This is a genomic window from Kitasatospora sp. NPDC056076 (genome assembly GCF_042266305.1).
In the GTDB taxonomy this organism is placed as follows: domain Bacteria; phylum Actinomycetota; class Actinomycetes; order Streptomycetales; family Streptomycetaceae; genus Kitasatospora.
This window is the reverse complement of record NZ_JBHJWG010000014.1, coordinates 167,864-176,137: the sequence shown is the minus strand read 5'-3', so window position 1 is coordinate 176,137 and position 8,274 is coordinate 167,864. Positions and strand designations below refer to the sequence as shown.

22 protein-coding genes are annotated in these 8,274 nt (G+C 70.8%); 21 read left to right on the top strand and 1 reads right to left on the bottom strand.

Annotation, left to right across the window (positions count from 1 at the left end; genetic code table 11):
- The first annotated feature begins 172 nt into the window (after positions 1 to 172).
- Positions 173 to 310 (top strand): hypothetical protein, encoded by a 138-nt coding sequence (locus tag ACFC1T_RS14685; protein ID WP_375888118.1) that lies wholly within the window; start codon positions 173 to 175, stop codon positions 308 to 310.
- Between the two features lie 40 nt (positions 311 to 350).
- On the opposite strand, the gene ACFC1T_RS14680 is transcribed toward ACFC1T_RS14685, so the two are convergent.
- The gene (locus ACFC1T_RS14680; protein WP_375888115.1) at positions 351 to 596 is read right to left on the bottom strand and encodes a hypothetical protein; all 246 of its coding nucleotides are present in this window, start codon (positions 594 to 596) and stop codon (positions 351 to 353) included.
- Between the two features lie 41 nt (positions 597 to 637).
- On the opposite strand from ACFC1T_RS14680, the gene ACFC1T_RS14675 reads away from it, so the two are divergent.
- From ACFC1T_RS14675 to ACFC1T_RS14580, 20 genes are all read left to right on the top strand, one after another.
- Positions 638 to 859: a hypothetical protein gene (locus ACFC1T_RS14675; protein WP_375888113.1), complete on the top strand. Its 222-nt coding sequence runs from the start codon at positions 638 to 640 to the stop codon at positions 857 to 859.
- Positions 856 to 1,086 (top strand): hypothetical protein, encoded by a 231-nt coding sequence (locus ACFC1T_RS14670; protein WP_375888111.1) that lies wholly within the window; start codon positions 856 to 858, stop codon positions 1,084 to 1,086. Before ACFC1T_RS14675 ends, ACFC1T_RS14670 begins: the two co-directional genes overlap by 4 nt.
- A gap of 127 nt (positions 1,087 to 1,213) precedes the next feature.
- Positions 1,214 to 1,417 carry a hypothetical protein gene (locus tag ACFC1T_RS14665; protein WP_375888110.1) on the top strand — a complete coding sequence of 68 codons (204 nt, stop codon included), beginning with the start codon at positions 1,214 to 1,216 and terminating at the stop codon, positions 1,415 to 1,417.
- Complete coding sequence (locus ACFC1T_RS14660) at positions 1,414 to 1,581, top strand: hypothetical protein (protein ID WP_375888108.1); 168 nt, start codon at positions 1,414 to 1,416, stop codon at positions 1,579 to 1,581. The genes ACFC1T_RS14665 and ACFC1T_RS14660 overlap by 4 nt, the downstream gene beginning before the upstream one ends.
- On the top strand, positions 1,578 to 1,727 hold the full coding sequence (locus ACFC1T_RS14655) for a hypothetical protein (protein ID WP_375888106.1): 150 nt from the start codon (positions 1,578 to 1,580) through the stop codon (positions 1,725 to 1,727). Before ACFC1T_RS14660 ends, ACFC1T_RS14655 begins: the two co-directional genes overlap by 4 nt.
- Positions 1,724 to 2,422 carry a hypothetical protein gene (locus ACFC1T_RS14650; RefSeq protein WP_375888104.1) on the top strand — a complete coding sequence of 233 codons (699 nt, stop codon included), beginning with the start codon at positions 1,724 to 1,726 and terminating at the stop codon, positions 2,420 to 2,422. The genes ACFC1T_RS14655 and ACFC1T_RS14650 overlap by 4 nt, the downstream gene beginning before the upstream one ends.
- The gene (locus ACFC1T_RS14645) at positions 2,419 to 2,565 is read left to right on the top strand and encodes a hypothetical protein (RefSeq protein ID WP_375888101.1); all 147 of its coding nucleotides are present in this window, start codon (positions 2,419 to 2,421) and stop codon (positions 2,563 to 2,565) included. Before ACFC1T_RS14650 ends, ACFC1T_RS14645 begins: the two co-directional genes overlap by 4 nt.
- Positions 2,566 to 2,586: 21 nt before the next feature.
- Positions 2,587 to 3,198 carry a hypothetical protein gene (locus ACFC1T_RS14640; protein WP_375888099.1) on the top strand — a complete coding sequence of 204 codons (612 nt, stop codon included), beginning with the start codon at positions 2,587 to 2,589 and terminating at the stop codon, positions 3,196 to 3,198.
- Between the two features lie 310 nt (positions 3,199 to 3,508).
- On the top strand, positions 3,509 to 4,183 hold the full coding sequence (locus ACFC1T_RS14635) for a MerR family transcriptional regulator (protein ID WP_375888098.1): 675 nt from the start codon (positions 3,509 to 3,511) through the stop codon (positions 4,181 to 4,183).
- An 8-nt stretch (positions 4,184 to 4,191) separates the two neighbouring features.
- Entirely contained in the window at positions 4,192 to 4,344 is a 153-nt protein-coding gene (locus ACFC1T_RS14630) for a hypothetical protein (protein ID WP_375888096.1), read from the top strand.
- Between the two features lie 2 nt (positions 4,345 to 4,346).
- Positions 4,347 to 4,511 (top strand): hypothetical protein, encoded by a 165-nt coding sequence (locus ACFC1T_RS14625; protein WP_375888094.1) that lies wholly within the window; start codon positions 4,347 to 4,349, stop codon positions 4,509 to 4,511.
- Between the two features lies 1 nt (position 4,512).
- Positions 4,513 to 4,674, top strand: coding sequence for a hypothetical protein (locus ACFC1T_RS14620; RefSeq protein ID WP_375888092.1), 162 nt, complete (start codon positions 4,513 to 4,515; stop codon positions 4,672 to 4,674).
- 12 nt (positions 4,675 to 4,686) lie between these two features.
- Complete coding sequence (locus tag ACFC1T_RS14615; protein ID WP_375888090.1) at positions 4,687 to 5,010, top strand: hypothetical protein; 324 nt, start codon at positions 4,687 to 4,689, stop codon at positions 5,008 to 5,010.
- Positions 5,007 to 5,696: a hypothetical protein gene (locus ACFC1T_RS14610; RefSeq protein ID WP_375888088.1), complete on the top strand. Its 690-nt coding sequence runs from the start codon at positions 5,007 to 5,009 to the stop codon at positions 5,694 to 5,696. The genes ACFC1T_RS14615 and ACFC1T_RS14610 overlap by 4 nt, the downstream gene beginning before the upstream one ends.
- Positions 5,693 to 5,908 carry a hypothetical protein gene (locus tag ACFC1T_RS14605; protein WP_375888085.1) on the top strand — a complete coding sequence of 72 codons (216 nt, stop codon included), beginning with the start codon at positions 5,693 to 5,695 and terminating at the stop codon, positions 5,906 to 5,908. Before ACFC1T_RS14610 ends, ACFC1T_RS14605 begins: the two co-directional genes overlap by 4 nt.
- A 191-nt stretch (positions 5,909 to 6,099) precedes the next feature.
- The gene (locus tag ACFC1T_RS14600; protein ID WP_375888082.1) at positions 6,100 to 6,510 is read left to right on the top strand and encodes a DUF6221 family protein; all 411 of its coding nucleotides are present in this window, start codon (positions 6,100 to 6,102) and stop codon (positions 6,508 to 6,510) included.
- 121 nt (positions 6,511 to 6,631) lie between these two features.
- A complete protein-coding gene (locus tag ACFC1T_RS14595; RefSeq protein WP_375888079.1) occupies positions 6,632 to 6,850 on the top strand; it encodes a MerR family transcriptional regulator in 219 nt (72 codons plus the stop codon).
- On the top strand, positions 6,843 to 7,178 hold the full coding sequence (locus ACFC1T_RS14590; protein ID WP_375888077.1) for a DUF1003 domain-containing protein: 336 nt from the start codon (positions 6,843 to 6,845) through the stop codon (positions 7,176 to 7,178). Before ACFC1T_RS14595 ends, ACFC1T_RS14590 begins: the two co-directional genes overlap by 8 nt.
- Positions 7,179 to 7,246: 68 nt before the next feature.
- The gene (locus ACFC1T_RS14585) at positions 7,247 to 7,606 is read left to right on the top strand and encodes an HNH endonuclease (protein WP_375888074.1); all 360 of its coding nucleotides are present in this window, start codon (positions 7,247 to 7,249) and stop codon (positions 7,604 to 7,606) included.
- Between the two features lie 172 nt (positions 7,607 to 7,778).
- The gene (locus ACFC1T_RS14580; protein ID WP_375888072.1) at positions 7,779 to 8,267 is read left to right on the top strand and encodes a phage terminase small subunit P27 family; all 489 of its coding nucleotides are present in this window, start codon (positions 7,779 to 7,781) and stop codon (positions 8,265 to 8,267) included.
- The last annotated feature ends 7 nt before the right edge of the window (positions 8,268 to 8,274 follow it).

Sequence of the window (8,274 nt, the reverse complement as noted above, 5' to 3'; positions counted from 1 at the left end):
ACCTGCGGTTGGTCGCCGACCATCGGCCGGATCTGGTGCCAGCACTGCCGCACCATCGGCCCCCAGCCCGGCACCCTCGCCGACCCCAACACCGCGACCGAACCGCCCCGCTGACGCCCGTCAACGCCGCCCGTGACCGCGGGCGGCCCCACCCCGAAGGAGGACCACCGTGATGGACCACGACCAGCTCACCGAGGTCATCGAGACCGCCCTGGACGCCATCGAGAACGAGGTCGGCATCGACCAGATGGAGGTGCCCGACCTCGCCGCCAGCCTCGCCACCGCCATCCTGCGCGCCCAGTCCCACTGACCCACCCCCGGCCTGCCGTCACCCGGCGGCAGGCCCCGGGCTAGTCCTCGTACAGCTGGCCAGAGATCGCGCTCTCCGCGATCTGCTGGACCAGAGCCCGGCGTCCCGCCACACCATCAACCGCCGGCGCCGGATACCCGACCGGCAGCGCCCGCTCGACGGCATCCACCACGTCCACCACGGAGAACGTGACGCCGGTGTCCACAGCGAGGTGCGCGACATCCGTCAGCGCCCGCTCAACCCGGCCAATCAGATCAACGATCAACGACTCAGAGTCAACAGTCACCCACCGACGGTACCGCCTAACTGCCACCCCGGGAGCACGCCTTGACTGACCAGCACCCCGCCGACCTGCTCGCCGCCGCAGCCCAGCGCATCCGCCAGGGCGACCACCGCATCGACATCGCCCTCCGCGGCCCGCTCGCCGCCTGGCTCGACGTCTACGCCGAGCGCTTCAAGATCTGGCGCGGCCCGCACGTCTCCGCCGAGCTCGGCCACGCCCTCGACGTCGCCTATGCGGTGCTCGGCCAGGACGGAGGCCAGCAGTGACCGCCGCGAAGCGCAAGTCCCGGCCCTGGGCCGTCATCCTCAGCACACCTGGCAGTCCGTACCGCACCGAGCACACCAGCGAGGCCGAGGCCTACGAACAGGTCCGTGCCGAGATCGCCGCAGTGAAGGCCGGCAGCCGCAACGTCAGCCGCATCCGGGTCGAACAGTGGGACCGCCTAGCCGATCGCTGGCAACTGTTCGACCTCATCGACCCCACCACCGAGTGACCGTGTCCCCGTGGCTGGTCCTGGCTGGCGCCCTCCTCGGCGCCAGCCTCGGGACCGTCCTCCTCGCCCTCCACCCCGTCGGCTGCGGTGACCAGCCCGAAGCCGACACCCGCCCAGAAGGAACCTCATGACCATCACCCCGGCCCACGCCGACCGCATCGCCGAGAACCGCCAGCTCCGCGCCGAAATGGCCCACGCCGCCCACCTCATCGAAACCGGCCGCACCCTCGAAGCCCTCACCCTCCTGCGAGGCGCAGGACACCGCAACGACCCCTACGCCGTCGGCCGCATCGTCGCCGTCGTCGAGCAGACCCCCGAGGAGCCCCAGTGACCGCCTGGACTGTCCTCGCCACCTGCGGCCCCGCCGCCCTCGTCAGCCTCTTCTGGTTCCAGCGGATCTGCGTCGACTACGTCGAGTCCGGCCGGCACGACACCGAACAGGCATGGTTCGACGACCAGTTCGCCCGCATCGTCACCGCCCTGGAGCGCCAGTGATCGAGCACGCCCCGCGGCCCGGCAGCACCTGGAACGCCACCGTCGTCCGCGCCGAGGTGGTCGTCCCCGACGACGCGCCCGAGCCCCGCCCCAACCGCGCCACCCGCCGAGCCCTCAAGCGCCAGCAGCGAAAGGCCAGCCGATGACCCCGCCCACCGCCGAGCAACTCGACCACCTCATCGGCCACACAGCCAACCGCGCGCTCACCCCCGACGAGCACGCCCTACTCCGCGACCGCGTCCAGCGGCTCCGTGCCCAACTCGCTGGCACCGGGGCCGCCGTCCGCCGGGCACCCTCCGGCACCTACCACCAGCAGGTCACCCAGCAACTCCGGGACGCCGAGACCGAGCTCGGCCAGCGCCGCCAACAGGTCGCCGAGCTGACCGAACAGCGCGACACCGCCCGGGCCGCCGCCAGTGAGCGGGCCACCCTGCTGGAGCACGCCCGAGACCTGCTGGAGCCCTGGGGCGGCCACGGTGACGCGTGGCCCGACATCGCACCCGCGATCGAGGCCCTGATCCAGCGCGCCGAGCAGGCCGAGGCCGAGCGCGACGGCGCCTACCACGAGCGCGCCCACCTCACTGCCTGGCTCGCCACCACCCACCCCGCCGTCATCACCCCCGCCACCGACACCGACGAACCCGGCTGGCAGCTCCTCTACCTCACCGTCGGTGGCCGGCAGCTCTCCTGGCACATCCACCCCCGCGACGCCGAACTGTACGCCCACGTCGAGCACGTCCAGTCCGACGACCCGCGCGCCCAGTGGGACGGCCACACCACCGAGCAGAAGTACGCCGCGATCCGCGAGATGACGTTCGGCGAACTGCGCGGCCGGCCGTGACCTGCCCCGACGACGAGTGGGACGGCTGGGAGGACGAGGCCCTGCTCGACAGCCTCGACCCTGACGACTGGGAACCCCTCCCGCCGCCCCGCCCCATCCGCAACGCGATCCGCGACCTCGCCGACTACCAGCCCACCCGCTGAACCTTCGCACCGGAGACGCACATGCTCGACTTCCCCACCGGTAGCCGCCTCGCCCGCGAACTCGCCGACATCCCGCAGCTCGCCATCTGGGCCCAGCTCTCCGTCCAGCCTGGCGCCGGCCAGCAGGGGGCCCGCGTCTCCGGCGCCACCCGCACCCCGCCCGCGCCGCTCCGCATCCACATCGCCAGCTACCTCGGCCCCGCGTCGCCTGGTGACGTCCACGACCCCTACGGCGACCAGGACGGCATCACCCCCCTCGCCGGCACCCTCAACACCTGGGCCCGGATCCACGCCGAAGAGAGCAACCTCGGTGCCCCGCGCTCCGGCAGCATCGGCACCCTCACCGCGTACCTCAGCCGGCGTGACATCCTCGCCTGGGCCGTCCAGCAGATGTGGGCCGACGAGTACGCGAGCGAGATCCACGAGGCGTGGAGGGTCCTCGACGGCCTTGCCGCCATCCGTCCCCGGCGCCGCGCACTCCAGCTGCCCTGCCCACGGTGCGGACTCCTGTCACTGTCCCAGCAGGACGGCCAGGACGCCGAATGCGGCAACGAGTCCTGCCGTGCCGTCCTGCGTCCCGCCGAATACGAGCGGCGGGTCGAACAGTGGCTCGCCATCCACGATGCGGCGTGACCAACGGGATTCCCCAGGACGCACCCAACTCGTAGGCGTCCTGGGGCAGTCCGGCCGCGCCAAACTCGTGACAGGTCATCACAAAGCCTGCTAAAGTACCTTCAACGCGACAAAAAGAACGGCCCTCGTCGGTGCTGGACACACCGGCCGAGGGCCTGACCATCGAGAGACTGGACATCTCGCAATGGCTATCCGCGATCGTATCGCGGGCCTCCGTGCGCGCCGCAACGGTGTACGCACGTCGAGCCCCTGGTGGGTCAACGCCACCACAAGCACAGGACGCCCCGTCGTCCTCGCCTCCGCGCTCGCCATGAGCGCCCCCGCCGAGTACCACCTCGCCCGAGGTGCCGGATTCGGCGACCCCTACGCCTACGGCATGCCGCTCGTCCTCAGCTCCTACGCCGGCATCGCCGCCGTTGTCGCAGCCAACCGCCCCAAGGGCGCCCGAGGACGCGTCTCCGCCATCATCGGCGCCGGATCCGCGCTCGTCCTCGCCATGGGCGCCCAGATCATCGGCCACCTCGTGACCACCGGCTACATGAGCGGCCACTCAGCGTGGCTCGTCTCCGGCGTCTCCGCCGTCCCGCCGCTGGTCGTCGGCCACCTCCTGCACCTCGCGGCCACCCGCGAGGATGCGGCCGAGGACGCCGCCGACAACGCCGAGGACGACGTCTACATCGACGAGACGCCCGAGACGAGCCCGGCGCCGCAGCCCGTCATCCCCGCCGGCGCCACCATGCTCCCCACCCTCACCCCGTGCGGAATCCCCGCCCCGGACGAGAACGCCCAGGACGCGTGGCAGGACGAGCAGGACGCCAACGGCGAACCGCGTCTCATCAGCGCAGCCGAGGTCGCACGCATCGTCGGCGTCGAGCCCTCCACCGTCCGCAACTGGGTCTCCCGGGGACTGCTTGACGTCGCCCGCAAGGACGCCCGCGGACGCAACTGGTTCGACCCGTCGTCGATCCCCTCGCTCAACAGCTAGCGGACGTCATGGCCGCCGCCCTGCTCTGGGCGGTCCCCGCCGCGCTGGCCTACGCCGGCCTCTACGCCGCCGCGGGAGACGACGCCCGACTCACCCTGCGCCGCACCGGCGCCTGCGCCCTCCTCGGCGCCCTCACCCTCGCGCTCATCGCCTGGAGATGACCATGGGCCTCTGGTCCAAGCTCACCGGCGGCCAGACCGCCAGCACCACCCCGACCGGCCGCACCCCCCGCGAACGCGTCCGCCGCGAACGGGAAATCCGCCGCATCGACAACGGCACCGCCAAGTGGCTCCGCTCCGGCGGCCTCGCCCCCAAGAAGCGGAGCTGACATGGGCGCCCCCTACGCCCTCGGCCCGCAGATGTGGCCCCTCGCCATCCTGCTCCTCCTGATGCTCACGCCCAAGCGCATCAAGCAGCTGCTCGGCACCTGGCTCCGCTGGCTCGGCCTCGCCGTCGCCGTCCTGCTCCTCCTCCCGTACCTGTTCAGCTGAAAGGCCACCGCCATGACCCAGCACCTCGCCGCCGCCATCGACACCGCCGCCCAGTACCAGATCGCCGCCCCCGAGCAGACCACCGCCGCCGGCGTCAGCGGCGCCCAGGGCGGCGCCTTCATCGTCGGCATCATCATCGCCGCCATCCTCATCACCAAGTGGCGCTCCAAGGCCGGCGGCCTCAGCGACGAGACCAAGAAAGCGGTCATCGCCGCCATCGTCATGACCGTCTGCCTCTACGGCGGGAGCGGCATCGTCGGATCCCTCCTCGGACAGGTCAAGAGCACCGCCGACCAGACCGGCACCACCCTGCAGCAGACCAGCTACGGCCGATGACCACCATCCAGCGCCGGGTCGCCCACCGCCTGTCTGCCGGATCCGCCGAAGTGGCCCGGCGACTCGGACGGCAAGCGGCCGGTGCCAGCATCTGGGTCAAGGCCATTGGGGGAGTTGCCCTATGGAAGGGCGCGCCCGTCCTGCTCGACGGGGCCCACCATCAGCCCCTCATCCCCGTGGGGGCCGCTATCGCGTGGACCTGGGCCGCGTGGAGGGCTGGCGACCCCAAGGCGAAGGAGGAGACCGAGGCCGCCGAGGAAGCGACCGAGCAGGCCGAGGAGGTCGAGGAGGTCGACGAGCAGGCAGAGTTCTTGGCCCTCCTCCACGAACTGATGCCCGGCGCGACTCCTGGCCGGGACGACCGCATCCACCTCGCCCAGATCGCCGCCGCGTGGTCGGACGAGGGTGCAGATACCGTCCCCGTCCGGGCCCTCCTCGCCGAGCTGGGCATCCCCACCACCGCGTGCCGCGTCCCCGGCCGGGGCTCCAGTACCGGCATCTACCTCCGCGACGTGCCCCCGCTCCCCTGCCCCTCTCGAGCCCCCCTCTCGGGCGTTGTTGGCAGCTCTGACCAGCAACAACAACGCCAACAACGCTCGGAAGTGGCCGCCCGAGAGGGGTTCTGGATCAAGGCCGACACCGGCAACCCGCACCGCTCCACCATCGAATGGGAGAACGCATCATGACCACCACCAACGACCCCAAGAACAACGCCTTCTACGAACAGCGCTGGCTCGACATCCACGCCGCCTTCCACCGCGGCAACCCGTCGGCCGCCGCCGACCTCACCGTCACCACCGTTTCCGAGGGCGAGTTCACCGGCCCCGACGCCACGGACAACACCCTCCGGGCCTTGAACGCCGCCGCCGTCCGCATGGGCCTCAGCAGCGACAGCTGACCGAACCCAACCGCCGACCAACCCGCCCGCCCCGGCGCCTACCCGGGGCGGGCGTATCCGCGAGAGGATGACAGCGTGATTCGAATCTTTCGCAGCTGGATCTCAGCCCCCGGCTTCGTAGAGGCCATGGCGAAGTCCATGTTCGTCGCAGCCCTCTGGTTCAGCCTGATCCTCATTCTGCGGTCACTCGCATGACCGCCGACCTGATCACGTTCCTCCGCGCCCGGCTCGACGAGGACGAGCAGGCAGCGCGGGCAGCCGGCGGCGACTCGTGGACGGTCCGCGAGCAATCCCTCGACACGGTTGCGGTCTACGACTCACGCCGCGAGCCGGTTGTGTACGACGAGGGTCAGCCGTCCGACGAGCAGATGCGGCACATCGCCCGTCACGATCCGGCTCGGGCCCTGGCCGAGGTCGATGCCAAGCGGCGCATCCTGGCCCATTACGACGAGGCCCGCGCCGGTGTCCGCAACCCCGTAAGCCAAGAGAACTACGACACAATGCGCACGATGCGGTGGGTAGTGAGAGAGGTCCTCCAGATGCTCGCGCTGCCGTACGCCGACCACCCCGACTACCGGCCAGAGTGGTCGCTCGGCGTCTGAACAGCGTGCCGCTTGCGCAAGATCAGACCTTGTGTCACGCTGCTGCCAGCACCACAGGTGCGCCTACATCACGAAGGGCCCGACTCCGGTCGGGCCCTTCGTCGTTCCTCAGGGAGGCGCGATGGACCTACTAACCGGCCCCGAAGTCGCCACCCTCTGCCGCGTCGACCCGGCCACCGTCCGCCAGTGGAAGCGCCGCGGCCACCTGCAGCCCGCAGGCCTCGACGATCGCGGCCGACCGCTCTACCGGCAGATCGACGCCGCCCGCGCCGAGGCACACACCCGCAAGCGCGCCGGCCGAACCCTCGCTGCGGCGTGCGTTGGAGGTGACCATGCCTGATGGAACCCTCGGCCAGCGTGCCGCCGACCGCGTCGCGAGCGCCTTCGGTAGCTGGCGGTTCATCTGGATCCAGACCCTGTTCGTCGCGATCTGGATGACCCTCAACGTCGTTGGCCTCATGAGGCACTGGGACGAGTACCCGTTCATCCTGCTGAACCTGCTGTTCAGTACCCAGGCTGCATACGCCGCGCCGCTCATCCTGCTGTCACAGAACCGAAGCGCCGAACGCGATCGCGAACGAGCCGAGCAGGACCTGGCAACCGACACCGAAACGCTCGGTCTCGTGCGCGGCATCGCCGCCCACCTCGGCGTCGACACTCCCACCTGACCCGGGGGGTCAACGTCAGGGGGAGGGGCAACGTCAGGGTGCCACCCTGCCGTCCACCCTGGGGCGCCATGCTCAAGGAGGCAGACGTGCACAGACGCCAACGCCCCTGCCTCGACTGCGGCACGCTCACCCGCAACCCCAGCCGATGCGACCAGCACCAGGCAGCGTGGCAGTCCAGGCAGGAACAGCTCAGAGGCAGCGCCACCCAGCGCGGCTACGACAGCCAGTGGCAGCGCGTGGCACGGGCAGCAGTAGCCCAGCACCGAGAGCAGTACGGCGACTGGTGCCCAGGCTGGCAGGTGCAGGCACACCCCAGCACCGACCTCACAGCAGACCACGTCGTACCCCTGGCTCGTGGTGGTAGCAGCACGCCAGAGAACACACGAGTCCTGTGTCGCTCGTGCAACAGCAGGAAGCACAGCCAGTGACCACAAGCCAAGGCAGTCACGGTGCGTGATGGTCATCGCTCGTGGCCGCCGCCGACCGGGGGCGGTCGAATCTTCGGAGCATGATCGTCTTCGGACCCGGCCCCCCAACCCCCACACAGCGCCGCGAAATTCGGCCCGTTTTTGACCTTGGTCTTTCTCGGGGGTGTTGATCATGCCCGCAGGTAGGCCCCCAACGCCCACGGAGCGTAAACGCCGCACTGGCAATCCGGGCGGCAGGCCGCTCCCGGAACCCGTAGTCCAGCTGGCTGCCGTCGCGCACCTTCCGTCGCCGCCCGCAACGCTCGGCGACACCGGCCGGGCGGCGTGGGACCGGCTGTGGACCGCGGGCCAGGCGTGGCTGTCCCCGGCCACCGACATGGACGTCCTTACCCGACTGTGCGAGGCGCACGACGAACGCGAGGCGATGCGCGACCAGGTCGCCGCCGACGGCTACATGGTGCCCGGTTCGATGGGCCAGACCCGCGCGCACCCGCTCCTCACCCAGATCCGTGCCCTGGAAGCGCAGATGACGAAGTGGGAGTCGCTGTGCGGCTTCACGCCCACGGACCGGGCCCGGCTCGGCTACGCGGAGGTGAAGCGTGCCAGCAAGCTCGACGCGCTCATCGCGCGGCGCCAAGCGCGGGCGGCGGGCGGCGAGTAGCTGGCCG